A 26,041-nucleotide genomic window follows, 5' to 3' on the forward strand; every position below is an offset into this window, starting at 1 on the left:
TGTCGGGTAGGGGCACATGCATCGCTTGACCGATCGCGGGGTCAGTTGCGGGCAGGGGCCGCAGCTGACATACGCCCTGCGCTCCCAACGACCGAAGCCGGATGGCTCGCCGAAGACGCACGGCGGAAAACAACGCCCGTCCCGGGCGTTCGCGCGCCTTGCGCGCGTGCGCGGCGTAGCCGCGCAGTTTTCCGCCTCCCCGTGGGAGATGCGCGCCACGCAAAAGCGGACGTGCCTCCCCGAACGCACGTCCGATTCGGTTCTGGAGACTCGCCGGCAGAGGCATTGCGCCCGCGGCGCGGCGGCTGACGGGATGCTGTAAGCTTGTTCGCTGATCCGTGACAGGGCGCCGCCGACTTTGGCCGTAGGCCAACTGGAGGCGACGCGGGGGTCAAGGGGGCATGGCCCCCTGCGGCTTCTTTCCCCCATTTCTTGTCCGTACAAGAAATGGGGCCGCCCGCCGGGGCGGGACCCGGCAACTACGCCGCTCGACGAGCGGTATGTCTAAGGGGTCGCTGTCGGTCGACTACCGACAAGCTACGCCGCTCGATGAGCGGACAATCTAAAACCGCCGTCGGTCGGCCACCGACAACCTCCGCCGCTCGCCGAGCGGCAAACCCCTACAAGTCCATTGCCAAATCGCGCGCGGCCTCCAGCCATTCGCTCTTCGCGGCATCGCCGATGTCGCCGAGGCCGGACGCCACGAGGATACCGCGGTCCTCCCAGCCGAGATAGTCGGCCATGACCTCGTAGTTTGCGACGGCGGGCTCGAAGTCGTCCTCCTCCTCGGAGGCGCCGCAGAGGATGAGCGCGCTCTCCTTGTCCGCGAACGCCCGGCGCTTGTCGTCGCCGTGGCAGAGCGGGTAGAACCGGTCGATGACGGCCTTGAGCTGGGCGGGAAATCCAAAGTAATAGATCGGCGCGGCAAAGACGATCATGTCCGCCACATTGAGTTTGGGATAGAGCTTCTGCATGTCGTCCTGCTGGACGCAGGGCAGGCCGTCCTTTTTCCAGCAGCGCTCGCACGCCTGGCAGCCCGCGATCTTCATGCCGCTGACCCGCAGGACCTCGGTCTCATGCCCCTTTTCCCGCGCCGCGGCGGCGAACGCCTCCGCGAGGACCTGGCTGTTGCCCTTTGGGCGCGGACTCCCCACCAATACCAGGATGTTCTTTTTCATGCCACATTCCTCCGTCCGGTCAAAATGCGATGATGACGCCGCCTTCGTTCGCATACATTGTACTGATGCCGCGGGTGGGGGCGACGACGATCTCCTTGAAGTTGTAGCGGCGGGCGGCCTCCGCGCGGATGAAATGCGCCTGCCGTTCATTGTTGCAGTGGGTGATGACGAGGGTGCGGTCGGAGAAATTACTCCGCCGCTCGCCGATGATGTCGACCAGCCTTGTGAAGGCGCGCACCGAGCCGCGCGCCTTTTCATAGAGCTTGATTTCGCCGGCGTCCCCCATCATGATCGGACGCAGCGACATCGCGGACGCGACATAGCCGGTCAGCCTGCCCATACGGCCCGCCTTGATGAGGGTGTCGAGGTTCTCCACGATGAAATAGGTCTTCATCCCGTGGATGAACGCGGTGACCTCGCGGACGATCTCGTCGAACGCCATCCCCGCCTCGGCGCACTCCTTGATCCGGATGCCGACGGCGATCTCCCCGGCGGACGCGGAGAGGGAATCAAAGACGTGCACACGGTGGCCCGGATGCTCCGATTCGACCATCTCCCTGGCGACCATCGCGCTGTTGTAGGAGCCGCTCAGCTTGGAGGAAAGGGTGACCGCGAAGACCTCCTCCGCCTCGAGAAAGAGCCTCGCCCACACGTCGGGCGCGGGACAGGCGGATTTCGGGATGTGGCGGCTCTGCTTCATGGCCGCGAGAAACCGCGGGATGTCCATCGAATCGTCATCGACGTAGCTCACGTCGTCGAGCAGGATGGTCAGCGGCGCCGTCCGAGCGTTCAGCGGCCCGGTAAGCGCGGGAACCAGCTCGCAGCAGCTGTCGGCAACCAGTTTGTATTCCATCGTTTCAGGTCCTTTCCACCGCGGCCCCAGCGCCCTCCGCCGCAATCCAAAACGGACCCGCCGTTTTGCGGCCGCCCCGGCGGCCGGTCCGCCCACGGCGGACGATTGCGGCGCGTGCGCGCCGCGAAATTTACAGTTAGGTTTATCATACCGCAGTTTGCCCGATAAATCAATGCGCGTGGCAGGGAATGTTGTGCAAAAAGCCGCCGCCCGCTCCACTTGACAAAGGATATGGGATGGCGTATCATGTAAGCCGTGGCTAACAATTCGATTGGAAACGTCCTGCAACCGCAGGCAATGAGGGGTACATATGACACTGGATCAACTGGGCGTGGGAAACAGCGGCATCATTTTGAAGGTCGGCGGCGCGGGCGCCCTGCGCAGGCGGCTGCTCGACATGGGCCTCACCCCGAAGACGCGGGTGATGGTGCGCAAGGTCGCGCCGATGGGCGACCCGATCGAACTGCACCTGCGCGGGTACGAGCTGACCCTGCGGCTTGAGGACGCGCGGGAGATCGAACTGGAAGCAGAGGAGGACGCGCAATGATCTTCGCGCTTGCGGGCAACCAGAACTGCGGCAAGACCACCCTCTTCAACCAGCTGACCGGCTCCAACCAGCACGTGGGGAACTTCCCCGGCGTGACGGTGGAGCGCAAGGAGGGGGTCGTCACCCGCGCGGGACGCGGGGCGATTCCCCGCCTGTGGCACCGGATGCGGCAGGAGGAGCGGCACCGCGCGTTCCATGAGGCGGCGCGGGACAACGCGCTGCGCGAGGCGCGGGACGCCATGCGGGAGGCGCACGAGGACCGCCGCCGCCTCGGCGAGATCCGGGTCGTCGACCTGCCGGGCATCTACTCCCTCTCCCCCTATACGAACGAGGAGATCGTCACGCGCGATTTTCTGCTGGATTCCCACCCCGACGGGATCATCAACATCGTCGACGCGACCAACATCGAGCGCAACCTCTATCTGACGCTCCAGCTCATCGAGCTGCACATCCCGATGGTCGTGGCGCTCAATATGATGGACGAGTTCCGTGCGAACGGCGGCACGATCAAGATCAAAAAGCTCTCGGAGGAGCTGGGGGTTCCCGTCGTGCCGATCTCGGCGGTCAAAAACGAGGGCATCGACGAGCTCATCCACGCGGCGGCCGCGACCGCCGCCGCGCGGCAGCTCCCCGCGCGGCTCGACTTCTGCTCGGGCGCGGTGCACCGCTGCATCCACGCGGTCGCCCACCTCGTCGAGGACCACGCCGAACGCATCGGCGTGCCGCCGCGCTTTGCCGCCACCAAGCTGGTGGAGGGGGACGCGCCGATGATGGAGCGGCTGGCGCTCTCGGAAAATGAGAAGGACATGGTCGAGCACAGCGTCACCGAGATGGAACAGGAGCTGGGCACCGACCGGGAGGCGGCGCTCGCCGACATGCGTTACTGCTTCATCGACGATTTGGTGCGCACCGCGGTGGTCAAGCCGGGAGAAAGCCGCGAGCACGTGCGCAGCGTGCGGATGGACGCGGTGCTCACCCACAAATATTTCGCCATCCCCATCTTCCTGGCTATCATGCTGCTCATCTTCTGGCTGACCTTCGGGGTGATCGGCAGCTTTTTGAGCGACCTGCTGTCGACGGGCATCGACGCCGTCACCGCCTCCGTCTCGTCGGCGCTCGGCGCCTACGGGCTCAACCCCGTCGTCCACTCGCTGGTCATCGACGGCGTCTTCGCGGGGGTCGGGAGCGTGCTCTCCTTCCTGCCGATCATCGTCGTGCTCTTCTTTTTCCTCTCGATGCTCGAGGACAGCGGCTATATGGCGCGCGTCGCCTTCGTCATGGACAAGCTGCTGCGCAAGATCGGTCTTTCGGGCCGCTCCTTCGTGCCGATGCTCATCGGCTTCGGCTGCTCGGTGCCCGCCATCATGGCGACCCGCACCCTCTCGAGCGAGCGGGACCGCCGCATGACCATCCTGCTCACCCCCTTCATGTCCTGCAGCGCCAAGCTGCCGATCTACGCGATGTTCACCATGGCCTTCTTCCCCAGCCACCGCGCGCTCGTCATGATCTGCCTCTATGCGGGGGGCATGGCCGTCGGGGTGCTCTGCGGGCTGGTGCTCAAAAACACCGCCTTCCACGGCAAGCCGGTGCCCTTCGTCATGGAGCTGCCCAACTACCGCATGCCCAGCCCCAAGAGCGTCTTCCTGCTGCTGTGGGACAAGGCCAAGGACTTTCTGACCCGCGCCTTCACGGTGATCTTCATCGCCACGATCGTCATCTGGTTTTTACAGACCTTCGACACCCGGCTCAACGTGGTCGCCGCGGGCGGCGAGGCGAGCATGCTCGCCTCCTTCGGGCGGTTCCTTTCGCCCATCTTCGCGCCGCTCGGCTTTACCGACTGGCGCGCCTCCACCGCGCTGCTGACCGGCTTTTCCGCCAAGGAGGCGGTCGTCAGCACGCTGGCCGTGCTCACCGGCACCAATACCGCGACCCTCCCCGCCGCGCTCGCCGGCATCTTCACCCCCGCGGCGGCCGTCGCGTTCCTCACCTTTACACTGCTCTACACCCCCTGCGTCGCGGCCGTCGCGGCCGTCAAGCGGGAGCTCGGCGGCGGGCACGCGGCGGCCATGGCGGTCTGCCAGAGCGGGCTCGCGTGGGTGGTGGCGTTCTTCGTCTACCGCGCCGCCCTGCTGTTCGTCTGACGAAAGGAGTTTTCCATGCATCCGATCGATTATCTGGTTCTCGGCCTGCTCGCGCTGCTCGTGGTGCTGGCGGTGCGCTACGCGGTCCGCCACCGGGGCAGGTGCGGGGGCGGCTGCGCCGGCTGCCCCCACGCGGACGGGTGCCGCTCCCCGAGAAAGCGGGACCCCGGGCCGAAATAACGCGCCTTTATAAACCAAGGCTCCCCCACCGCGCCGGGCGCGGTGGGGGAGCCGTTCTTTTGCCCGGACGGCGCGTCCACGCTAACGGGGGGCGCGCACCCGGATCGCGCCGAGCACCCGGCCGATCGGTTCCTGGACCAGCAGGTCGGCCTGGCCGTCCATCGGCGTCGCGGACTTGTTGATGACGGCGATCTTCCCGCCGCAGTAGCGGATGAGCCCCGCCGCCGGATAGACGGCCAGCGAGGTGCCGCCGATGATCAGCAGGTCGCAGGCGGAGATCTCCTGCACCGCGCGTTCGAGGGTGCCGCCGTCGAGGCTCTCCTCGTAGAGCACCACGTCGGGCTTGACCACGCCCCCGCAGACGCACCGGGGCACCCCCTGTGACGCGAGGATGAAGCGCGCGTCGTAAAATCTGCGGCAGTCCATGCAGTAGTTCCGGTGGACCGACCCGTGCAGCTCGAGCACCTCCCTGCTGCCCGCCGCCTGGTGCAGGCCGTCGATGTTCTGGGTGATGACGGCGGAGAGCCTGCCCGCCGCCTCCATCTCGGCGAGCTTGAGGTGCGCGGGGTTCGGCTTGGCGTCGGGCGCAAGCATCTTGGCGCGGTAAAATTCATAGAATTCCTCCGGCCTGCGCGTGAAAAAGGTGTGGCTGATGATCGTTTCGGGCGGGTATTTGTACTGCTGGTTATAGAGCCCGTCCACGCTGCGGAAATCGGGGATGCCGCTTTCGGTCGAGACGCCCGCCCCGCCGAAAAAGACGATTCTGGCGCTCCTGTCGATCAATTCCTGGAGTTTTTCCGTGCCGGTCATCGAAATTCCTCCTTGTAGCATTTTGTCGAAAATCTTCTAACTGTAATATCAATTTTGGTAGAACATGCCTGATTGTCCCAGTGATTTTCCTGTCCGTCCCGCTTGTAAAAAATCTCCTGACATTAACTGTAAAACAACCCTTTAATTGTAAAAATTTTCAAAAAGGGGTTGATTTTTCCTGAAAAATGTGATAGACTAATCTTGTTAAAAAATAATCAAAATTGATCAAACTCGACTTACTTCTCTCTTCCACACACACATAGATCGAAAAAAGCGGGCTGTGTCGCACAGTCCGCTTTTTTCCGCCCTTTTTTAACGGACCGCCTTGCGCAGCGCGCGGATCTCCGCCTTCGTCCGGGCGTCCACCCGGTTGGATTCCACGATCTTCTGCAGCGCCATGCGGCGGGTCTGCGGGTCGAACGCCTCCCCCTCGAGCAGGGGCAGCGTCCGTTCGGGGAACTTGACATAGCAGACGGACAGCGCCCACGCGACCGCCATTTTGACATAGTACCCCTCGTGGCGCACCGCCCGCAGAAGGGACAGGACCTCGCCGATGTACTCCTCGTCGACGTAGTAGTCCATCAGCATGACCACCGCGAAGCGAACCTCGAATTCCGCCCCGCCCGCAAAATAGGGCCGCAGGAAGGCGAGCGTCTCCGCCCGGTGCTTTTTCACCAGCTTGAGCCCGGCGCAGACGCTGTCGTTCACCGCCCAGTTGCCGATCTTGGGGATGAATTCCCGCAGGCGCCCGAACAGCTCGTCCGGCTCCATTTTCGCGCACCCGAACACGAGCCCCTGGAGCATCGTCTCCTCGTAGGTGTCCGTTTGGGCGGCGGCGAGGTAGCCCCGCCAGTCCCCGCGGGCGAGCTCCCGCGCGAGCTGGCGCAGCGCGGGGATGCGCACGCCGAGCAGGTTTTCCACCTCGGGCACCAGCTTCTGGTGGAAGGCGCGGTAGCCGGGATCGGCCATCGCGCGCAGGCGCTCTTTCAGCGCCGCATATTCTTCCGTCGTCACCGGGATTTCCTCCTCTCCCTCGGCGCGGTCAGCTCCCAGCTGTGGTCGATCATCCCGCGCAGCGTCTCCTCCTCCAGCCCGCCGTTTACGTCGACGGTGTTCCAGTGGGTCTTGTTCATGTGGTAGCCGGGCGTCACCTGCGGATGGACCTTGCGCCAGAATTCCGCCTGCATCGGCTCGCATTTGAGGTTCATGAGCAGCTTCCCCTCCCGCTCGAAGACCATGGCGAAAATCTTGTGGGTGCCCCGGTGGCGCAGGACCGCCCACTCGTCGCCGAACGGGTAGTCCTCATAGGCGTCCGGCCAGGTGAGGCAGAGGCCGGTCAGTTCCCGGCCGGTCATGCGCGGTACGCCATCCGCTCGGGCGTCCAGCCGTCGAGCACCGCCGCGTAGTCCGCCGCCGCAGCCTTCGCGCCCGCGAGGTCGTGGTCACGGAAATTGCCGCACTCGGCCTCCGCCGCGCCGGGGATCTCCCCCTCGAAGCCCGCAATGAACCGGAAGGTCTCCCGCAGCAGGGAGATGACCTCCTCCTTCGGGATGCTGTCGCGGGTCAGGAAATAAAAGCCCGTGCGGCAGCCCATCGGTCCGACGTAGACGATCCCGTCGGTCCAGCGGCTGTTGCGCACATAGGTGGCGAAGAGGTGCTCGATCGTGTGCAGCGCCCCGTTTTCGAGATAGATCCCCGCGTTGGGGGTGCACATGCGCAGGTCGTAGGTGACCACGTCCCCGTCGATGCGGGAGACGTAGAGGCCCTTTTCCAGTTTGGTGTGGTCGACGCAGAAGCTGGCAATCCGGTTCATATTCAGTCCTCCAGATAATCAAGTACCGCCCGGTAGGCCTCCACGAGCCGCTCAAAGGAACAGGCGCAGTTCGCGGGGCTGGGCGAGGGCAGCGCCAGGGCCGAAAGCCCCGTGCGCGGCCGGATGTGGGTTTGGTAAAGGCCGGCGGCCCGCCTGCCCGTCGTAAAGACGGCGCGGATGTCCGCCGCCGCGAGGATCGGCGTGAGATCGTTGGCGACGGGGTTTTGGATGCTCGCGTCCGACGCGCCCTCGATGTCGCAGGAGGCGAGCACGTCCCACAGCGCGATCCCCCGCCGCAGGGCGAGCGCGCGCTTTTCCGGGACCGTTTGGGGCGCGGGCTCGTCCAGCGCCGCGGCGAGCGCCCGCCAGAAGCGGTTCTGCGGGTGGCCGTAATAGAAGCCCTGCTCCCGCGACTTGGGGGAGGGCATCGTCCCGAGGATGAGCACGCGGGAGCGCGCGTCATAGACGGGCGGGATGGTATGTACGATGTGCGCGGGCATGGCGGACGCCTCCCTTTCCGGGTGATGGGGTGCGGCTGGACTTTGCGGGGCGCGGCGGGAACGCGGGGCGGCGGCGGGATGCCCGCGCGGAGCGCGGGCCGCGGACGCTTCGCGTCCGCGCGCGGGGGCCTGCGGCCCCCGCAATCCCGCCGCCCGGCCCCGTGTCCGCACGGCGCCCCGTTTATTCCGGACGGCTCTGCGCCGCCCGGAGGATCTGCGCGAGCGCGTGGGAGGAGGCGAGATAGCGGATGAACTCCCGCTCGCCGTAATCGAAGCCCCTGCCGAGGCGCAGCTCGACGACGTCGTTCAGCCATTCGCTGCTGATTCCGACATAGACGAGCCCGACCGGCTTTTCGTCGGTGCCGCCGTCCGGCCCGGCGACGCCGGTGGTCGAAACGCCGATGTCCGCACCCGAGAGCCGGCGGACGCCGTCGGCCATCTCCCGCGCGGTCTGCGGGGAGACGGCGCCGTACCGCGCGAGCGTCGAGCCCTGCACGCCGAGCAGGCGCTCCTTGGCCCCGTTCGCGTAGGTGACCGCGCCGCAGCCGAACACCTCCGAGCTGCCTGGCACGTCGGTCAGCCGCTTGGCGATGTAGCCGCCCGTGCAGCTCTCCGCGGCGGCCGCCGTGAGCCCCGCGTCCTTGAGGGCGCGCACCGCGGCGGTCTGGAGGTTGTCGACGTCCACGCCGTAGATGTACTGCGGATACCGCTCCCTGAGGCTGGCGATGACCGGCTCCATCAGCCGCTCCGCCTCCGCCTCCGTCGGAGCCGAGGCGGTGACGCGCAGCATCACCTCGCCGTCCTTGGCGTAGGGGGCGAGGGTGGGATTTTTCATCGCCTGCATCTCGCCGCGCAGCTGGCTTTCGAGCGTGCTCTCGCCGATTCCGAAGAAGTAGATGCAGTGGGAGCGCAGTACATGGTCGGCGCGCTTCGCCAGATAGGGCAGCACCTGCCGCTCGAACATGGGGGTCATCTCGCGGGGCGGACCGGGCAGCATGATCGCCGTCTTGCCCTTCCCCTCGATGATCGCGCCCGGCGCGGTGCCGTTGCGGTTTTCCAGCACGGTGCAGCCGCGCGGCATCATCGCCTGCTTGAGGTTCGATTGGCACATCGGGCGCTTCATGCCGCCGAAATACGCCTCGATGGCGCGCGCCGACGGCTCGTGCATCTCGAGCGGCAGGCCGAACCAGTCGGCGATCGTCTCCTTGCTGAGGTCGTCGTAGGTGGGGCCGAGACCGCCCGTCGTGATGACGATGTCGTTGCGCGCGAACGCCTCGTCGAGCGCCTCGCGCAGGCGTTCGGGGTTGTCGCCGACCGCCGTGTGGCGGTAGACGTTGACCCCCAGCTCCGCCAGCCCCCGGGAGAGCACCTGGGAGTTGGTGTTGACGATGTTGCCGAGCAGGATCTCGGTTCCGATACAGAGGATTTCCGCCGATTCTGACATGCTTGCTATCTCCAATCCAATTGGTTTATACACAGCTATTATATCACAGTCCCCCCGGTATTTGCATCGGCTTTTCGGGAAAGCGCGCCGCAAAACCCCTCTTTTTGGCGCGCGGACCGGGAAAAAAGGCCGCATCCCCTTTACTCATGCGGGTCCGTTATGATATAATAAAGCGGTTTATGATGAAGGAGCGTTATAAGGAATGGCACAATACAGTGATTTCAATCTTTCGGAAGAGACGTTGAAAGCGGTGGAGCGGATGGGCTTCACCGAGATGACCGAGATCCAGGAGAAGGCGATCCCGGTCATGATGGAGGGCAGGGAGATCATCGCCAAGGCCCCCACCGGCACAGGCAAGACCTGCGCCTTCGGCATCCCGATCATGGAGAAGATCGACCCCGAAAAGCCCGCGGTGCAGGCGATCGTCCTCTGCCCGACCCGCGAGCTCTCCACCCAGATCGTGGAGGAGCTGCGCCAGCTCGCCTATTTCCGGCCCGACATCAAGGTGGTGGCCGTCTACGGCGGCCAGCCGATCGATAAACAGATCAACGCCCTCAAGCGGGGGGCGCAGATCGTCGTCGCCACGCCGGGGCGGATGCTCGACCACATGCACCGCCGCACGATCAACCTTACGCAGGTGAAGATCGCGGTGCTCGACGAGGCGGACGAGATGCTCGACATGGGCTTCTACCGGGACGTCTGCAAAATCCTCGACCGCCTGCCCAAGGAGCGCCAGATGGTGATGTTCTCCGCCACCATCTCCCGCGAGGTCATGGACATCGGCTGGCTCTACCAGCGGGACAACGTCGAGCTGACCGTCGAGCCGGTGCAGGACAGCCAGCCCAGGATCCGCCAATACATGCTCGAAACGGTGGGCCGCCAGAAGATGGCCGACCTCTGCTATATCCTGAAAGAAAACGACTACCACCGGGTCATGGTCTTCTGCAACACCAAGTACACGACCACCAGCATCAGCAACCTGCTGCGGGAGCGCGGCTTCAACGCCGACTGCCTCAACGGGGACATGCGCCAGTCGGAGCGCAACAAGATCATGGCCGACTTCCGCGCGGGCAAGATCGAAATTCTGGTCGCCACCGACGTGGCCGCGCGCGGCATCGACGTCGAGGACGTCGACGCGGTGGTCAACTACGAGATCCCGCTCGAAAACGAGTACTACACCCACCGCATCGGGCGCACCGGCCGCGCGAAGAAGGAGGGCGCCTCCTACATCTTCTACAGCCAGGACGACCTCAAGCGGCTGCGCAACATCATCCGCTACACCCGCTCGCAGGTGACCGAACTCGAATTCGACGAGAACGGCGACCTGGTCGAAAAGGGCCTCTTCCAGGCGTAAGAACGATCGAAAGCCTCCCGGCGTTTCCCTTGGAAACGCCGGGAGGCTTTTTCTGTTTTGCGTTCCCGGGCGGTCCCGCTAGATCTCCACGCCCGCCTCGCGCAGCGCGCGCCGCAGCGCGTCGACGTCGCCGCCGTAGACGAACCCCGCCATGCCGGCGTCCTTCGCCGCGGCGATGTTGGCGGGCATGTCGTCGATAAAGAAGCACTCCGCCGCCGAAAGCCCGTACCGGGTGAGCAGCGTTTCGTAGATCGCGGGGTCCGGCTTCACCTGCCGCACGAAGGCGGAGACCACCTCCCCGTCGAAGCAGTCACGGCAGGGGATCGCCTCCCGGTAGGCGGTGAACCGCGTGCCCGCGTTGGAGAGCAGGTAGACGCGGTAGCCCCTGCCCTTGAGCTCCCGCGCGAGCGCGTTCACCCCGGGGATGGGCGGGAAGTGCAGGTGCCACTCCCGGAAGAGGCGCGCCGTCCCCGGCCACAGCCGTTCGGGCAGGTCCCGGAGCACGCGGACGATCGCCTCGTCCTCCTCCATCGCGCCCGCGTCGAGCGCGGGCCACTCCGCCCCGCCGAAGAGCCGCGCGCCCACCGCGCGGCAGTCCTCCTCATCGGAAAAGAACTCCCGCAGGAAGGAGTCCGGGTCCCAGCGCATCAGGACGTTTCCCATGTCAAAGACGATGTTTCTGATCATATCCTTCTCCTTTACAGCGTCACCCAGCGGATCTCGTTTCCGTTTCCTTCCACCACCCGCAGGATGTCCGCGAGGGACAGCCACACGGTCGCCGTGTTGTCGTTCGGGTGCACGCCGAGACACGGGAACCGTTCGAGCCCCCGGTCGAAGACGACCTCCACCGCCGCGTCCGCGTCGTTGAGGACCCCGAGCGGCGTGACCTCCCCCTGTTTGAGGCCGAGGTATTTTTCCAGCCGCTCGGCCGACGCGAAGCTCAGCTTGGAGCTTTCCAGCTGTGCGGCAAGCGCGCGCAGGTCGGCGCGCGCCTCCCCCGGCACCACCACGAGAAAGTGCCGCCTGCCCTTCGCGTCCCGCAGGAAGAGGTTTTTGCAGACCTCCCCCTTCGCCGTGAGGCCGAGTGCATCCATCTCGCCGATCGTAAAGACCGCCGGGTGCTCGGTGACCTCATAGGAGACGCCCAGCTCCTCCAGCCGGGCGAACACCTTTTCACGTTCCGTCATGTCGTTTCCCCCTTTCAGGCTACCCTATTTATAGCACGGCGCGCCCCCGTCTGGCAAGCCGCCCGCGGGGAAATCCCGCCGTGCGGGGATTTGCGGCGGGAAAATTTTGCCGACCCCTTGACGAACGTCGAAAGAATGGGTATAATAGCATCTACAAAATGTTTTTATAAAAATTGTGAAAGACGCTGAAAAGAAGAGTAGGCCGCGAAAGCTACCACAGAGAGCCCCGTCAGGTGAAAGGGGGCGTGGCGGAAGCGGCTGAAGATGGTCTTGGAGTCTCGCGGGCGAAAGCTTTTAGTTCGCGACGGGTTCACCCGTTACAGTGACAGGCGGTCGGTATCGAGCCGGACGCCGGTGAGGCCTCCGCCGCAAGGCGGCGGCGAATCAAGGTGGTACCGCGAAAGCACGCGCTTTCGCCCTTGGACGGGATGTCCATGCGGCGGAGGCTTTTTTTATTGCTTTGCAATAAATCCCGTCCGGACTGTTCCCGCCGGGACGTTAAATTGCCCGCGGGCCGGGGCCGGCGGGCGGCGGAGATCATTTTTCCTCCCGCGCCTTGAGCAGGTCGCGGATCTCGGTCAGCAGGACCACATCCGCCGGCGGCGCGGGCGGGGCCTTGGGCGCCTCCTCCTTTTTGCGGCGGAATTTGCCGAGCAGCCGGATCATCACAAAGACGGTGAAGGAAATGATCAGAAAGTTGATGATCTGGTTTAAGAAGCTGCCGTAGCGGATGGCCACCTCGGGGATCTCCCCGGAAGCGGGCGCCAGCACGATGCGCAGGTCGGAGAAGTTCACGCCGCCGATCAGCCAGCCCACGAACGGCATGATGACCTCCTGCACCAGCGAGTTGACGATCGCGGTGAAGGCGGTGCCGACGACGATGCCGACAGCCATGTCCGCGACGTTGCCGCGCGCGATAAACGCTTTGAAATCCTTCCAGAATCCCTGTTTTTCCTCTTTCATAAAAGCACTTCCTTTTTCGGTTCCATATTGGGCGTTCCCCCGCAGAAAAGTGTAATCGGAATTCCCGCGGATGTCAACCAGTTTCGCCGGGCGGCGCGTTACAGTACAGGAGGGTTCTTTGTGATCCAGATCAGCCATCTCACCAAAATCTTCAACGACAAATCGGGCGAGGTCGTCGCGCTGCACGACGTCAACCTCGAAATCGGCCGGGGGGACATCTTCGGCATCATCGGCATGAGCGGCGCGGGAAAATCCACCCTGCTGCGCTGCCTTTCGACCCTCGAAAAGCCCACCTCGGGCGCGATCACCCTCGACGGGGTCGACCTGGCCACCCTCACGGGCAAGCAGCTCATCGACACCCGCCGCAAGATGGGGGTCGTCTTCCAGGGCTACAACCTGCTCATGCAGCGCACCGTGCGCCAGAACGTGGCCTTCCCGCTCGCGCTCGAGCGCGCCGACAGGGCCGGGGTGAACGCCCGCGTCGACGAGCTGCTCGAGCTGGTGGGCCTCTCGGAAAAGGCGGAGAGCTACCCCTCCCAGCTCTCGGGCGGACAGAAGCAGCGGGTGGCGATCGCCCGCGCGCTGGCCACCAGCCCCGAGGTGCTGCTCTGCGACGAGCCGACCTCCGCGCTCGACTCCCTGACCACCAAGAACATCCTCGAGCTGCTGCACAACATCAACAAGAAGCTCAACGTCACGATCGTCATCATCACCCACGAGATCGCGGTGGTCAAGGCGATCTGCAACAAGGTCGCGGTCATCGACACCGCCGAGTTCGTCGAGTGGGGCGACACCGCCGAGATCTTCAAGAACCCCAGGAGCGACATGACCAGGCTCCTGCTGGGATACGAGGTGATGAAGAAATGATCGAGCTGCTGCAAAAATACGGCCCCCTGCTGTGGGAAAACACCTATATCACCCTGCTGATGGTGGCGGCGGCCACCCTCTTCGCCTACGTCTTCGGCCTGCCGATGGGGGTGCTCCTCAAGGTCACCGACCGCGGCGGCATCATGGAAAACCGCGCCTTCAACTCCGCGTTCGGCTGGATCGTCAACATCCTGCGCTCGCTCCCCTTCGTCATCCTCATGGTCGCCCTCATCCCCCTCACCCGCCTGATCGTCGGCAAGGCGATCGGCCCGGCGGCGGCCTGCGTGCCCCTCATCATCGCGGCGGCGCCCTTCGTGGCGCGGCTCGTGGAAAGCTCGCTCTCCGAGATCGACAACGGCGTCATCGAGGCCGCCAAGTGCATGGGCGCCACCAACTGGCAGATCATCACCCGCGTCATGATCCCCGAGGCGGTTCCCTCCCTCATCCGGGGGCTCTCGATCACCACCATCACGCTGATCGGCTACTCCGCCATGGCGGGCGCGGTCGGCGGCGGCGGGCTCGGCGACGTGGCGCTCCGCTACGGCTACCACCGCTATCAGGCGGACGTCATGATGATCACGATCGTCCTGCTCGTCATCATCGTCTGCATCATCCAGATCGTCTTCGACCACCTGGCCAGCCGGGTGGACAAGCGCAACCGTTAACTTTTGCGTGATCAACCGGGATGCGGCCGCTCCCGGTATGATATAAATCCCATTTTTTTGCTGATTGAAAAGGAGAAATGAATATGAAAAAGCTCGCGAAACTGCTGGCGCTCCTGCTGGCGCTGACGCTCGCCTTCTCGCTCGCCGCGTGCGGCGGCGAACCCGCCCCCGCCGGGACCCCCTCGTCCGAAGCCCCCGCCGAGGCCGCTCCCTCTGAGGACGCCGCCGAGCCCGCCGCCGAACTGGCCGTCCTCAAGGTCGGCGCTTCCCCGGCGCCCCACGCCGAGATCCTCGAGCAGGTGAAGCCGGCCCTCGCCGAGCAGGGCATCGACCTGCAGATCGTCGAGTTCACCGACTACGTCATGCCCAACAAGGCGCTCGACGCGGGCGACATCGACGCGAACTACTTCCAGCACTTCCCCTACCTCGAAAACTTCGACGCCGAAAACGGCACCGACCTCGTCTCCGCCGCGGCGATCCACTTTGAGCCGCTCGGCGTCTACCCCGGCAAGACCGCGTCCCTCGACGCGCTGGCCGACGGCGCGACGGTCGCCGTCCCGAACGACCCCACCAACGAGGCGCGCGCGCTGCTGCTGCTCGAGAAGCTCGGCTACATCAAGCTGACCGAAGGCGCCGGCCTTGAGGCCACCCCGCTCGACATCACCGAGAACACCAAGAACCTCAAGTTCCAGGAGCTCGAGGCCGCCCAGCTCCCGAACGTGCTGCCCGATGTCGACCTCGCGGTCATCAACGGCAACTACGCGGTGGGCGCCGGCATCGCCGACTCGGTGCTGACCACCGAGGACAAGGATTCCGAGGCCGCGCAGGAGTTCGCGAACATCATTGCCGTGCGCAACGGCGACGAAAGCCGCGACGACATCAAAAAGCTGGTCGCCGCCCTTGAGAGCGACGAGGTCGCCGCCTTCATCATCGAGAAGTACAGCGGCACCGTCATCCCCGTGTTCTGAGAAACCCCACAGAAAAGCCGCCCGGCGGGAAATCCCGCCGGGCGGCTCTTTTTTTGTCACGGCCCGTTCGGATCGGAGGACCAGTCGGTAAGCTCCTCCCCGCCACGGAACCAGCGGCGGGACCCGTCCGCCTTGACAAGGCGGACCCCCTCGTCGGGGTAGTCGCAGACGTCCGAATCCTCCACCGTGCCGACGTCGAGAATTTCAAGCTCCTCCGTCCCGGAGTTGTAGAACGCGTGGGCCAGCCCCATCCCCGCGGGCTTCGCAAAAAAGTCTCCCGCCTCGACCGGGACCGTCTCCCCGCCGAGCCGCAGCGTTCCGCTGCCGCGCAGCAGGAGGAAGAATTCCTCCTGCCGGGAATGGCTGTGGTACTTGGTGCTCCACCGGCCCGGCGGTACCCGGTCGACGTTGACGTAGAGTCTCCGGCCGCCCCCGGCCGCGCCGAGCAGCAACGTGCGCAGCTCCCCCGCGCTGCGCAAGACGAATTCTTCCCCAATATGGTTTACGTTTTGTAGCTGCATTTCTGTTCCCTTCCTCACTCCTCAGGCGCCGGGTGGTGCCGGTTGGAGAGATACTCCCAGCCGCCGTCCGCGCGGTCGCGGACGGTCAACTCGCAGCGCTCCCCCGTCTCGTAAAAGCCCATGCCGACAAAGTCGACCAAGAGCGTAAAGCTCCCGTCCGGGTTGTCGGTTTTGGAAACCACCTCCGGCACGCGGAAGTCGGTGCCGCCCCAGAAGCCCTGCCACGCGTACACCTGCCGCTGCGGGTCGTAAGCGGAGAGAAGGTGGAGCTGCTCCGCCGTCACGGGGAAATGGGCGGTCAGCGTTCCGTCCACCTCCTCCGCCGGCACCGCGTAGGGGTATTCGGTCCCCGGCGTGTAGGGCTCGGGATAGGCGTCCATGATCGTCCTGCCCGTCCGCGCCGTCAAAAGGCCCTCGAAGGTCCACTCCCAGTGGATCGGCGACAGGTTGGTCTCATCCCAGTCGGCGGAGGTCACCCCGAACCGGGTGTGGCACACCGGCAGGACGTATTTCCGGGCGAGCGCGCGGTTCTCCTCCCCGAGCGGCAGCACCCGGAAGCCCATCTGCGCATCGGGGTATTCCTCGAGCCTGTAGACGAGGTGCCCGCCCGGCTGGAGCTCGAACTGGTCGAGCGCCCGCGCGGGCTCGGAGGTGATCGGGGCGTCCGTCCCCATGCCGTATTCCCAGTAGGAGGATGTGAGGGTCACGGTCCCGCCCTCGCTGCGGAAGGTCTCCGCGTTCAGCATGGAGCCGATGAGCCGGTAGATGGTGAGCGTCCCGTCCCGCCCGGCTTCGGCGGCCTCGCAGAAGGAGACGGCCAGCTCCCCGTTTTCCATGTCGAAATCCTCGTATACCGCCGGCACGCCGAGCGCCGCCGCCGCGTCCACCATCCCGCGGTACTGCCCGCCGGTCGGCTCGGCGTAGCCGTTGGGCGACTCCACCTGCGCCGCGATCGGCCGGATCACGTCCCGTACCGCCCCGATCTCCGCCAAAAGCGCTTCCGCCGGTCCGTCGGACGGTTCCGCGGGTTCCCCGCGCTCGGCGGGCTCCTCCGAAGCCGCCTCGCCGGATCCCGCGCCGGGCGCCGGCTCCGTCTCCCGCGCCTCCCGGCCCGCGCAGCCCGCAAGCAGCGCCGCGCAGGCGAGCAGCCCGCACAGCAGCGCCATAAAATCCCGTTTCATCAGGCGTCCCCCCTCTGTCTCTGATTCTACCACAACGGCGGCCGCATTGCCACCGCCCCGCCTGTCCCGCGGCGTCCGGGCGGTCAGGCGTCCTTCCCGAGCAGGGAAACGAAATAGAGCCTCTCGTTGCGGAGATTGCCGTCGTAGGGCTCCCGCTTCACGCGGACCCGGTATACGGGCAGCAGCCCGCGGCAGGCCTCCCTCGCCTCCTCCTCGGTCAGCTCGACGAGTTTTTTCCCATCGTTATAGACATAGTCCGCCGCCCCCATCGTGTCCCAGTGCAGGAAAACGACGTCGGCCTCGTAGAACCCCTCTCCGGCCTCATACGCCGTCACCACCGGGGTCGTCCCCGTCTTGACGAGGCCACCCTCCAGCGTCGCCACGCCGAAATAGGGATGGAAGGGGTATCTCCCCGTGTCGCCCAGGTTTTCAAAATCGATCTCGCAATCCCAGCCGAAGAGGAGCTTGGCGGTCTGCGTGATGCGCTCCTTGGAAAAGCGGGTGGAGCCGCCCGGGATCATCTCGAGAAACGGCGCGAATGCAAACGGGTAGATGTCCGGCGCGTTGGACACCGCCGCCCGGTAGACCACCTCGTCCGTCAGCCCGGGGATTCCCTTCTCCGGGTCCCGCTGTTCCCGCAGCACGATCTCCAAATAATTTTCGAGCCGCCCGGCCGTCTCGTCAATCCCCAGAAAGCCCCGGTCCCCCTCGGTCCAGTAATAGCTTTTGAGGCTCTGGGCCAGCCCGGCCGGGTCCAACGCGTCGTTGGTCTCCCGGACGAGGGCGAAGTCCTCCCGCGTATAGGTCATGGGCAGGCCCCGCGCGTTCAAAACGGTCTTCTCCGTCCCGGGGTAACGGAACGCGTAGGGCGCGCCCGTCAGCCGTTGGACCTGCGCGGCCAGCTCCGCCACACGCCGCCGGCAGAGCTCCGCCTCGTAGCCGGCGGCCGCCGCGGATTCGCCGGGTTCTCGCTGCGGGTCGTACACCGCGGCGTAGACCTCCACCGCCCCGGGCAGGTAGGCTTCAAACCCATACTGCGCCTCCATCAGCGCCCCGGCCCGGTCGTCCGGCAGCAGCTCCCGCAGGGTTCGGTAGGCGTGGACCATCTCGCCGCGCCACGCGTCCGCCAGCCGGAGCCGCGCCGCGAGGAGTTCCGGTCCGTTATCCCCGTCCGCCCGGGGGACCGGGATCGCCGCGTCGATCGGGTTGTCCGCGGGAATCTCCCACGGGTCCGCCGCCGCGCCTTCCCCGGCGGCCGGGACGGTTTCAGCCGGGGCGGGCGCGCAGCAGGCGAGCGCCAGCAGGCAGGCGATCAGGATTCCGATCCGCTTCATGTTCGTCCCTCCCATCCATCCGCGTGGATCCTCCGCCTCTATTCTATCTCCCTTCGACGAAGAGCGCAACCCGTTTTCCGGCGCCGCGCGGGCCCGGGACAAAAGCCGCAAAAAGGCGCGCCGCAAAATTTGCGGCGCGCCTTTGTCAGCCCTTGTCCTTGGGCTTGAAGATCAGTGCGACGATGAGCGAGAAGAAGAGCGCGGCGGTGATGCCCGCGGCGGCCGAGGTGAGGCCGCCGGTCAGCACGCCGAGCAGCCCGTCGGCCTGGATGGCCTTTTTGACGCCCTTGGCGAGCAGGCTTCCGAAGCCGAGCAGCGGCACAGAGGCGCCCGCGCCCGCGAACTCGATCAGCTTGGGATAGAGTCCGATTCCGCCGAGCACCACGCCCGCGACCACATATCCGGTGAGGATGCGCGCGGGGGTCAGCTTGGTGTAGTCGATGAAGATCTGGCCGATGGCGCAGAGGACGCCGCCCACCAGAAACGCCTTGAGCAGGGTCATAAACAGTTCCATTACACGCGCCCTCCCGTCTTTTTGGAGGAGAGGTAGACGAGGTGCGCGATCGACGCGATGCTCTCCCCCTGCTGCACGACGGTGGGGCTCATGAGCGCGCCCGTCGCGACGAACAGGATCTCGTTCAGGGTTCCCCTGCGGATGAGCGGCAGGATGTGTCCGCACATGACCGAAGCGCTGCATCCGCAGCCGCTCGCGCCCGCGTGCACGTCCTGCTTTTCGAGGTCGTAGAGCATCAGGCCGCAGTCGGTGTGGTGGTGCTCGAGGTCGTAGCCGTCCTTGAGCGTCAGCTCGCGCAGCAGGTCGGTGCCCACCTTGCCGAGGTCCCCCGTGATGATTAGGTCGTAGTTGGAGGGGTTGGTCCCCGTGTCCTCAAAGAAGTGCTTGAGGGTCATGGCGGCGGCGGGAGCCATGGCCGCGCCCATGTTGTTCGCGTCGGTGATGCCGAGGTCCTCGATCGTGCCGATCGTCACGGCCCGGACGAACGGCCCGACCTCGCCCTTTTCCAGGACGGCGGCGCCGGCGGCGGTCGCCGTCCACTGGGCGGTGGGGGTGCGCTGGCCGCCGTATTCGAGCGGCAGGCGGAACTGCCGTTCCGCCGAGCAGAAGTGGGACGAGGTGCAGGCGACCGCCCGCGTGACCGCGCCCGCCTCGAGGAAGACGGAGGAGACGGCGAGGCTTTCGGCCATCGTCGAGCAGGCGCCGAACAGTCCGATGAAGGGCATGCCCAGCGCGCGGATGCCGTAGGTGGAGCCGACGCACTGATTGAGCAGGTCGCCTGCGAAGATGCAGTCGATGTCCGCCGAGGAGAGCTGCGCCTTTTCAAGCGCCTTGTTGATCGCCGTCTCCTGCATGCGGCTCTCCGCCTTTTCCCACGTCTTCTCCCCGAAATAGCTGTCCTCGTTGATCACGTCGAACGCCTGCGCGAGCGGGCCCTCGGACTCCTTCTTGGAGCCGACGGCCGCCGACTCCCGCACGCCCGGCGGATCGTCGAAGACCACCGTGTATTTTCCCTTGCGTTTAGCCATGTGACACCCTCCTAATATAACCTGAACAGGTAGATGATCAGGCCGTAGACGACGCTTGCCGCGGTGCCGTAGACGATGACCGGGCCCGCGATGATGAACATCTTGGCGCCCAGCCCCAGCACGAGGCCCTCGCTTTTGAATTCGAGCGCCGGCGAGGCGACCGCGTTCGCAAAGCCGGTGATCGGCACGAGGGTGCCCGCGCCGGCATATTTGGCGATGTTGTCATATACGCCGAAGCCGGAGAGCAGCACCGCCAAAAACACCAGCGTCACCGACGCGGCGGTCGAGGCGACCTCCTGCTCCAGCCCCGCGTATTGGTAGAGCTCGATGCAGACCTGCCCCAGCGTGCAGATCAGCCCGCCGATTAAAAACGCCAGGAGGCAGTTTTTGGGAAAGGGCGAGCCGGGGGAAGCCTTTTTCGCCATCCTGCCGTATTCTTCGGGCGTCATTTTCATGAAAAAATCCCTCATTTCACAAAGAATCTCGCAGTTAGCTTTTGCACCAAACAAAATTTTATGCGGCAATTGCATTTCCGCGCGAAATTTGCTATACTAACCAGTGGTCTAACAGAATCCTTTTTCTGGAAAATATTAGGATGGGGGCTTTTCGATGCCAGCTAGAGTGGTTGTCGGCGTCCAGTGGGGCGACGAGGGCAAGGGAAAAATCATCGATATTCTCGCCTCGCGCGCCGATGTCGTGGTGCGCTCGCAGGGGGGCAACAACGCCGGGCACACGGTGGAGAACGGCGGCGAGGTCTATAAATTGCAGCTCATCCCCTCGGGCATCCTCTATCCGGATACCCTCTGCCTGCTGGGCAGCGGCGTGGTCATCAACCCCAAGGGCATCCTCGGGGAGATCGACGGGCTGGAGGCGCGCGGCGTCTCCTGCAAAAACCTGCGCATCGACCCGCGCGCCCACGTCATCATGCCCTGGCACCTGCTGCTCGACGGACTGAGCGAAAAAATGCGCGGCAGCGCGATGATCGGCACCACCAACAAGGGCATCGGCCCCTGCTATATGGACAAGGCGGAGCGTTCGGGAATCCGCATCTACGACCTCGTGCACCCGGAGGTGTTCGCGGAAAAGGCGCGGCTCGCGGGCGAAATCAAAAACCGCCTGCTCACCGACTTCTACCGCGCCGAACCGCTCGACCTCGACGCGGTCATCGAAGAGTATACCGCTTACGGCGACCGCCTGCGGCAGTATGTCGCGGACGTGTCGGTGCTCGCCTACAACGCGGTCCGGGAAAACAAGGAGGTGCTCTTCGAGGGCGCGCAGGGCACCCTGCTCGACATCGATTTCGGCACCTACCCCTTTGTCACCAGCTCCCACCCCGTCTCGGGGGGCGTCTGCGTCGGCAGCGGCGTCGGCCCCACCCTCATCGACGAGGTCGTCGGCGCGGCCAAGGCGTACACCACCCGCGTGGGCGCGGGTCCCTTCCCCACCGAGCTGCTCGACGCGACCGGCGACGAGCTGCGCAACCGCGGGCATGAGTTCGGCACCGTCACCGGACGACCCCGCCGCTGCGGCTGGTTCGACGCGGTCATCATGCGCCATTCGGTCCGCGTCAACGGCCTGACCGCGCTCGCCATCAACAAGATTGACACCCTCTCGGGCATGGGGCCGCTCAAGGTCTGCACCGCCTACAGGAAGGCGGACGGCACCGTCATCCGCGACTTCCCGCCCACGATCGACGAGCTCGCCGAGTGCCTGCCCGTCTACGAGGAGCTCGAGGGCTTCGACGGCGACCTCTCCGGCTGCCGCTCCTTCGACGAGCTGCCCGCCTCCTGCAAGCGCTACATCGCCGAGCTCGAGCGCCTGTGCGAATGCCCCATCAAAATGGTGGGCGTCGGCCCCGCCCGCTCACAGAACCTCGAGAGGGCGTAAAAAAAGAAAGGCCGCCCGCAAGGGCGGCTTTTCCTTTTCCCGCTTTCTTGAAAGAAAGCGGACAAAGAACTTTTGGTTCAGGCCCTCCGCGGATTCTTCCCGCGGCCGCGTCCCGTGGCCCCGCCTCACGGGAGGCGCCTGCGCCGATGGGCGGCGTTTTGCCTGCGTCAAACGTTTTGCGCCGCTTTTTCAAAAGCGGCAAAAAAGAAAGCCGCCCTTGCGGGCGACCTTTTCTTTTCCGTTTCCCCCGAACTCAAACGCCCCAAATCTCCCGCGCGTATTCGCAGATGGTGCGGTCGGAGGAGAATTTGCCGGCGTTGGCGGTGTTGAGGAGGCATTTGCCGGCGAAGGAAGCGCGGTCGCGGTAGGCGCGGTTGACGCGCAGCTTGGCGTCGCAGTAGCTCTCGAAGTCGAGCAGCAGGTAATACTGGTCGGGGCGGTGCCAGCTCGCGCCGGTCATGAGCGAGTCGTAGAGCTCGCGGAACATGCCGGTGCCGCCGTCCGAGAAGGTACCGTCCACGAGGGTGTCCACCACCCGCCTGACGCGGGGGTTGTCGCGGCAGAGCGCCTTCGGGTCGTAGGTGGACGCGGCGGAAGCGATCTCATCGACGGTCGCGCCGAAGATGAAGTTGTTTTCCGCGCCCGCCTGTTCGACGATCTCGATGTTCGCGCCGTCGAGGGTGCCGAGGGTGACGGCGCCGTTCAGCATGAACTTCATGTTGCTGGTGCCGCTCGCCTCGGTGCCGGCGGTGGAGATCTGCTCGGAGACGTCGGCGGCGGGGATGAGCTTTTCGGCGTAGGAGACATCGTAGTTCTGCACAAAGACCACCTGCATGCGGCCCTTCATGTCCGGGTCGTCGTTCACCCGCTTCGCGATCTCGTTCAGATACTTGATGATCCCCTTGGCGCGGTAGTAGCCGGGCGCGGCCTTCGCGCCGAAGAGGAAGACGGTCGGATAGAAATCGGTGAGCCGCCCGTCCTTGAGGGCGAAGTAGATGTCCAGGATGGAGAACGCATTGAGGAGCTGGCGCTTATACTCGTGCAGCCGCTTGACCTGGATGTCGAAGAGAAAATCCGGGTTCAGCTCCACCCCCTCGCGCGCCTTCACATATGCGGCGAGCTGGCATTTTTTCTCCCGCTTGATTGCGAGGAACCGCTCGCGGGCGCGCTCGTCGTCCGCATAGGGCGCGAGCTTTTTGAGCTCGTCGAGCTCGGTGACCCAGCCGTCCCCGATCCGCTCGGTGATGAATCCGGACAGCTCGGGGTTGCAGAGCGCGAGCCAGCGGCGCTGGGTGATGCCGTTCGTCTTGTTGTTGAACCGCTCGGGCCAGACGGCGTACCACTCCCGAAGCGCCGTCTCCTTCAGAATCTCGGTGTGGATGCGCGCGACGCCGTTGGTCGAATGGGCGGCGAAGATCGCCATGCGGGCCATGTGGATCCGGCCGTCGTCGACGAGGTAGTAGGGGATCTGGTCCGCGCCGTTGATCCCCTTGTTGTGGAGGGCCTGCTTGAGGCCGTTTTGCAGCATGACGACATAGGGGTAGACCTCGGGGATGACCGAGAGGAAAAGCCCCACGTCCCATTTTTCGAGCGCCTCGGCCATGATCGTGTGATTGGTGTAGGCGAAGACCCGCTGCGCGATGGAGAACGCCTCGTCGTAGCAGAGGCCGTGCTCCTCCATCAGCAGGCGGAGCAGCTCGGGGATCGATACGGTGGGGTGGGTGTCGTTGAGCTGGACGGCGTATTCGTCCGCGAAGGCGGAGAAATCCTCCCCGTGCCGCCCGAGATACTCCCGCAGGATGCTCTGAAGCGACGCGGAGGAGAAGAAATACTGCTGCTTCAAGCGCAGGCGCTTGCCCGCGTCGGTGTCGTCGTTGGGGTAGAGGACGTAGGAGATCTCCTCGGCACGGTTCTTTTCGGCGACCGCGCGGTCGTACTCCTGGCGGTTGAAGAGGTCGAAATCGAAGGCGGAGAGGGGTTCCGACTGCCAGAGGCGCAGGGTGTTGATCGTCTTTCCGCCGTAGCCGATCACCGGCATGTCGTAGGGCACGGCGCGCACCGTCTGGTCGGCGAAGCGCACCTCGACCGCGTCCTCCTCCCGGCGCACGCTCCACGGGTCGCCGAAGCGCAGCCAGTCGTCGGCGCGCTCCCGCTGGAAGCCGTCCTCGAAATACTGGCGGAAGAGCCCGTAGCGGTAGCGGATGCCGTAGCCGTCGAGCGGGATGCCGTGGGTCGCGGCGGAATCGAGGAAGCAGGCCGCGAGCCTGCCCAGTCCGCCGTTGCCGAGCGCGTCGTCCTCGATCTGCTCGAAGTCGGCCACGCTCCTGCCGTGCGCCTTCAGGCAGCGGTCCGCTTCCTCGAGCAGGCCGAGGTTCATGAGGTTGCTGTTCACCAGCCGCCCCATCAGAAACTCGGCCGAAAAATAGCAGGCGCGCTTTTTGCCCGCGGGCTTTTTCCAGCCGTCGCGCAGGGAATCCATCGCGGCCTGCGACACCGCCGTGTAAAGCTGCTTCGCGTCCGCCCTGTCCGGCGTCACGCCGAAGTCGAGCCGCAGAAGCTCGCCGATCTTTTCTTCAAAACGGTCCATACGGTTCCTCCTGTTATCGCCCGTAGAGCTCGGCGAGCTCCCGGAGTTTGCGCGCGGTCCCGGACGTGAGCTGTCCCTCGGCGAGCCGCCAGCGCCAGTTTTCCCCGATCGTCGAGGGGGTGTTCATGCGGGCCTCGTTACCGAGCCCGAGCAGGTCCTGCATCTGGAAGACGGCGGTGTCCGCGCTGCTTGCGTAGCCCGCGCGGATGAGCGCCCACGGGATCTCCCGGCTGGTGCGCACGCCCAGGTAGGCGCGCGCGAACCGCAGCACCCCGCGCGGCTGGTGGGCGAAAAAGCCCGCCAGCGTCTCGTTGTCGTGGGTGCCGCCGTAGACGACGACGTTTTTGTCGTAATGGCAGGGGAGGTATTCGTTGTCCGGGCCGGAATCGAACCCGAACTGCATGAGCTTCATGCCGGGGTAGCCGCTCCGTTTGAGCATGCGGCCGACCTCGGGGATGACGATGCCCAGGTCCTCGGCGATGACCCGCTTGCCCCCCATGACGCCGGAGATCGCCGCGATAAGCCCCTCGCCCGGTCCGTCGACCCACACGCCGTTTTTGGCGGTGTCGTCCCCGGCGGGGATCGAATAGTAGTGGGCGATGCCCACGAAGTGGTCGATGCGCACGACGTCGTAGAGCTCGGAGGAGAACTTCATCCGCAGCTTCCACCAGGCGTAGTCCTCCCGCGCCATCCGCTCCCAGTCGTAGAGCGGGTTGCCCCACAGCTGGCCGTCGGAGGAAAACATGTCGGGCGGCACTCCCGCCACCCTGCTGGGGCGGCGCTGCCCGTCGAGCTGGAACTGCTCGGGATGCGCCCACACGTCGGCGCTGTCGAGCGCGACATAGATGGGAATGTCCCCGATGATCTCGACGCCGAGCCCGTTGGCGTAGGATTTGAGCGCCCGCCACTGCTCGAAGAACTTGAACTGGCAGAACTTCCAGAAGTCGATTTCCTCCGCGAGCTCCCGCGCGCAGCGCGCGAGGGCCTCCGGCTCCCGCATGCGGATGTCCTCCGGCCACCGGAGCCACTCGTGCCCGCCGAAGTGCATCTTGACCGCCATATAGAGGCTGTAGTCCTCCAGCCAGACGGCGTTTTCCGCGCAGAACTCCCGGTAGGCGGGGGTATCCGCGTGGCGGCTGCGCCGGAAGGCGGCGTGCAGCACGGTGAAGCGGTGCCTGTAGATCCTGGCGTAGTCGACCGCGGCGGGGTCGTCCCCCCAGCCGCAGGCGGAGATCTCCGCCCCGGTCAGCAGCCCCTCCCGCTCGAGCAGGTCGAGGTCGATGAAATAGGGGTTGCCCGCGAAGGCGGAAAAGCTCTGGTAGGGGCTGTCGCCATAGCTGGTCGGCCCGAGCGGCAGCACCTGCCAGTAGCGCTGGCCGGCGTCGCGCAGAAAGTCGACGAACGCGTAGGCCGCGCGGCCGAAGGTGCCGATCCCGTATGGGGAGGGCAGGCTCGTCACCGGCAGCAGGACGCCCGCGCCGCGGCGCATGGGCTTTTGTTTTCGGATGTTCAATCGTTC

General features: G+C 65.4%; 27 protein-coding genes and 1 other annotated feature. Of the genes, 8 read left to right on the forward strand and 19 right to left on the reverse strand.

Going from position 1 to position 26,041, the window contains the following annotated elements; translation table 11 throughout:
• Positions 1–620: 620 nt before the first annotated feature.
• Positions 621–1,178 (reverse strand): flavodoxin family protein, encoded by a 558-nt coding sequence (locus C1A13_RS13270; protein ID WP_158595615.1) that lies wholly within the window; start codon positions 1,176–1,178, stop codon positions 621–623.
• A gap of 19 nt (positions 1,179–1,197) precedes the next feature.
• On the reverse strand, positions 1,198–2,031 hold the full coding sequence (locus C1A13_RS13275; protein ID WP_101552789.1) for a DegV family protein: 834 nt from the start codon (positions 2,029–2,031) through the stop codon (positions 1,198–1,200).
• A gap of 310 nt (positions 2,032–2,341) precedes the next feature.
• On the opposite strand from C1A13_RS13275, the gene C1A13_RS13280 reads away from it, so the two are divergent.
• Genes C1A13_RS13280 through C1A13_RS13290 form a run of 3 tightly spaced genes read left to right on the forward strand, consistent with a single transcriptional unit; the run spans position 2,342 to position 4,899 of the window.
• Positions 2,342–2,578, forward strand: a complete 237-nt coding sequence (locus C1A13_RS13280) for a FeoA family protein (protein WP_101552791.1) — start codon at positions 2,342–2,344, stop codon at positions 2,576–2,578.
• Positions 2,575–4,719, forward strand: a complete 2,145-nt coding sequence (feoB, locus tag C1A13_RS13285) for a ferrous iron transport protein B (RefSeq protein ID WP_101552793.1) — start codon at positions 2,575–2,577, stop codon at positions 4,717–4,719. Before C1A13_RS13280 ends, feoB begins: the two co-directional genes overlap by 4 nt.
• Before the next feature lie 15 nt (positions 4,720–4,734).
• Positions 4,735–4,899, forward strand: coding sequence for a FeoB-associated Cys-rich membrane protein (locus C1A13_RS13290; RefSeq protein WP_101552795.1), 165 nt, complete (start codon positions 4,735–4,737; stop codon positions 4,897–4,899).
• 81 nt (positions 4,900–4,980) lie between these two features.
• Here C1A13_RS13290 and C1A13_RS13295 read toward each other — a convergent pair whose 3' ends face one another.
• From C1A13_RS13295 to C1A13_RS13320, 6 genes are all read right to left on the reverse strand, one after another.
• A complete protein-coding gene (locus tag C1A13_RS13295; protein WP_101552797.1) occupies positions 4,981–5,709 on the reverse strand; it encodes an NAD-dependent protein deacylase in 729 nt (242 codons plus the stop codon).
• Between the two features lie 312 nt (positions 5,710–6,021).
• The gene (locus tag C1A13_RS13300; protein WP_172439291.1) at positions 6,022–6,723 is read right to left on the reverse strand and encodes a DNA alkylation repair protein; all 702 of its coding nucleotides are present in this window, start codon (positions 6,721–6,723) and stop codon (positions 6,022–6,024) included.
• The gene (locus tag C1A13_RS13305; RefSeq protein ID WP_101552801.1) at positions 6,720–7,064 is read right to left on the reverse strand and encodes an MmcQ/YjbR family DNA-binding protein; all 345 of its coding nucleotides are present in this window, start codon (positions 7,062–7,064) and stop codon (positions 6,720–6,722) included. Before C1A13_RS13305 ends, C1A13_RS13300 begins: the two co-directional genes overlap by 4 nt.
• Complete coding sequence (locus C1A13_RS13310; RefSeq protein WP_101552803.1) at positions 7,061–7,522, reverse strand: S-ribosylhomocysteine lyase; 462 nt, start codon at positions 7,520–7,522, stop codon at positions 7,061–7,063. The genes C1A13_RS13305 and C1A13_RS13310 overlap by 4 nt, the downstream gene beginning before the upstream one ends.
• A gap of 2 nt (positions 7,523–7,524) precedes the next feature.
• Positions 7,525–8,022, reverse strand: a complete 498-nt coding sequence (locus C1A13_RS13315) for a DNA-deoxyinosine glycosylase (protein ID WP_101552805.1) — start codon at positions 8,020–8,022, stop codon at positions 7,525–7,527.
• Positions 8,023–8,203: 181 nt separating this feature from the next.
• Positions 8,204–9,466: a competence/damage-inducible protein A gene (locus C1A13_RS13320; RefSeq protein WP_101552806.1), complete on the reverse strand. Its 1,263-nt coding sequence runs from the start codon at positions 9,464–9,466 to the stop codon at positions 8,204–8,206.
• Positions 9,467–9,668: 202 nt separating this feature from the next.
• On the opposite strand from C1A13_RS13320, the gene C1A13_RS13325 reads away from it, so the two are divergent.
• Positions 9,669–10,820, forward strand: coding sequence for a DEAD/DEAH box helicase (locus C1A13_RS13325; protein WP_101552807.1), 1,152 nt, complete (start codon positions 9,669–9,671; stop codon positions 10,818–10,820).
• 78 nt (positions 10,821–10,898) lie between these two features.
• Here C1A13_RS13325 and C1A13_RS13330 read toward each other — a convergent pair whose 3' ends face one another.
• From C1A13_RS13330 to mscL, 3 genes are all read right to left on the reverse strand, one after another.
• Positions 10,899–11,507 carry an HAD family hydrolase gene (locus tag C1A13_RS13330; RefSeq protein WP_101552808.1) on the reverse strand — a complete coding sequence of 203 codons (609 nt, stop codon included), beginning with the start codon at positions 11,505–11,507 and terminating at the stop codon, positions 10,899–10,901.
• An 11-nt stretch (positions 11,508–11,518) separates the two neighbouring features.
• A complete protein-coding gene (locus C1A13_RS13335) occupies positions 11,519–12,007 on the reverse strand; it encodes a prolyl-tRNA synthetase associated domain-containing protein (RefSeq protein WP_101552809.1) in 489 nt (162 codons plus the stop codon).
• A 176-nt stretch (positions 12,008–12,183) separates the two neighbouring features.
• Positions 12,184–12,431 (forward strand) — a binding site (T-box leader).
• Positions 12,432–12,544: 113 nt separating this feature from the next.
• Complete coding sequence (gene mscL / locus C1A13_RS13340) at positions 12,545–12,970, reverse strand: large-conductance mechanosensitive channel protein MscL (RefSeq protein ID WP_101552810.1); 426 nt, start codon at positions 12,968–12,970, stop codon at positions 12,545–12,547.
• A 120-nt stretch (positions 12,971–13,090) separates the two neighbouring features.
• Here mscL and C1A13_RS13345 point away from each other — a divergent pair, with 120 nt between their 5' ends.
• The 3 genes from C1A13_RS13345 to C1A13_RS13355 all read left to right on the forward strand — a co-directional run bounded on the left by C1A13_RS13345 (position 13,091) and on the right by C1A13_RS13355 (position 15,470).
• The gene (locus C1A13_RS13345) at positions 13,091–13,837 is read left to right on the forward strand and encodes a methionine ABC transporter ATP-binding protein (protein WP_101552811.1); all 747 of its coding nucleotides are present in this window, start codon (positions 13,091–13,093) and stop codon (positions 13,835–13,837) included.
• Positions 13,834–14,502: a methionine ABC transporter permease gene (locus C1A13_RS13350; protein WP_101552812.1), complete on the forward strand. Its 669-nt coding sequence runs from the start codon at positions 13,834–13,836 to the stop codon at positions 14,500–14,502. The genes C1A13_RS13345 and C1A13_RS13350 overlap by 4 nt, the downstream gene beginning before the upstream one ends.
• Positions 14,503–14,585: 83 nt before the next feature.
• On the forward strand, positions 14,586–15,470 hold the full coding sequence (locus C1A13_RS13355; RefSeq protein WP_101552814.1) for a MetQ/NlpA family ABC transporter substrate-binding protein: 885 nt from the start codon (positions 14,586–14,588) through the stop codon (positions 15,468–15,470).
• Between the two features lie 56 nt (positions 15,471–15,526).
• Here the strand turns inward: C1A13_RS13355 and C1A13_RS13360 are convergent, their stop codons facing one another.
• From C1A13_RS13360 to spoVAC, 6 genes are all read right to left on the reverse strand, one after another.
• The gene (locus tag C1A13_RS13360) at positions 15,527–15,991 is read right to left on the reverse strand and encodes a cupin domain-containing protein (RefSeq protein ID WP_101552816.1); all 465 of its coding nucleotides are present in this window, start codon (positions 15,989–15,991) and stop codon (positions 15,527–15,529) included.
• A gap of 14 nt (positions 15,992–16,005) precedes the next feature.
• Positions 16,006–17,172, reverse strand: coding sequence for a DUF6070 family protein (locus C1A13_RS13365; protein ID WP_101552819.1), 1,167 nt, complete (start codon positions 17,170–17,172; stop codon positions 16,006–16,008).
• An 83-nt stretch (positions 17,173–17,255) separates the two neighbouring features.
• Positions 17,256–18,506 (reverse strand): DUF1311 domain-containing protein, encoded by a 1,251-nt coding sequence (locus C1A13_RS13370; protein ID WP_101552821.1) that lies wholly within the window; start codon positions 18,504–18,506, stop codon positions 17,256–17,258.
• Between the two features lie 145 nt (positions 18,507–18,651).
• Positions 18,652–19,008, reverse strand: coding sequence for a stage V sporulation protein AE (gene spoVAE, locus C1A13_RS13375; RefSeq protein ID WP_101553288.1), 357 nt, complete (start codon positions 19,006–19,008; stop codon positions 18,652–18,654).
• An 11-nt stretch (positions 19,009–19,019) separates the two neighbouring features.
• Entirely contained in the window at positions 19,020–20,048 is a 1,029-nt protein-coding gene (gene spoVAD / locus C1A13_RS13380; RefSeq protein ID WP_101552823.1) for a stage V sporulation protein AD, read from the reverse strand.
• An 11-nt stretch (positions 20,049–20,059) separates the two neighbouring features.
• Positions 20,060–20,503, reverse strand: coding sequence for a stage V sporulation protein AC (spoVAC, locus tag C1A13_RS13385; RefSeq protein WP_101552825.1), 444 nt, complete (start codon positions 20,501–20,503; stop codon positions 20,060–20,062).
• Positions 20,504–20,657: 154 nt separating this feature from the next.
• Between spoVAC and C1A13_RS13390 the strand changes: the two genes are divergently transcribed.
• Positions 20,658–21,935, forward strand: coding sequence for an adenylosuccinate synthase (locus tag C1A13_RS13390; RefSeq protein ID WP_101552826.1), 1,278 nt, complete (start codon positions 20,658–20,660; stop codon positions 21,933–21,935).
• Between the two features lie 253 nt (positions 21,936–22,188).
• On the opposite strand, the gene C1A13_RS13395 is transcribed toward C1A13_RS13390, so the two are convergent.
• Both C1A13_RS13395 and malQ read right to left on the reverse strand, forming a co-directional pair.
• A complete protein-coding gene (locus C1A13_RS13395) occupies positions 22,189–24,522 on the reverse strand; it encodes a glycogen/starch/alpha-glucan phosphorylase (RefSeq protein ID WP_101552829.1) in 2,334 nt (777 codons plus the stop codon).
• Positions 24,523–24,535: 13 nt separating this feature from the next.
• Positions 24,536–26,011 carry a 4-alpha-glucanotransferase gene (malQ, locus tag C1A13_RS13400; protein ID WP_101553289.1) on the reverse strand — a complete coding sequence of 492 codons (1,476 nt, stop codon included), beginning with the start codon at positions 26,009–26,011 and terminating at the stop codon, positions 24,536–24,538.
• Between the last annotated feature and the right edge of the window lie 30 nt (positions 26,012–26,041).

The sequence above is a fragment of the Anaerotruncus massiliensis (ex Togo et al. 2026) genome, from assembly GCF_900199635.1.
Classification (GTDB): domain Bacteria; phylum Bacillota; class Clostridia; order Oscillospirales; family Ruminococcaceae; genus Anaerotruncus; species Anaerotruncus massiliensis.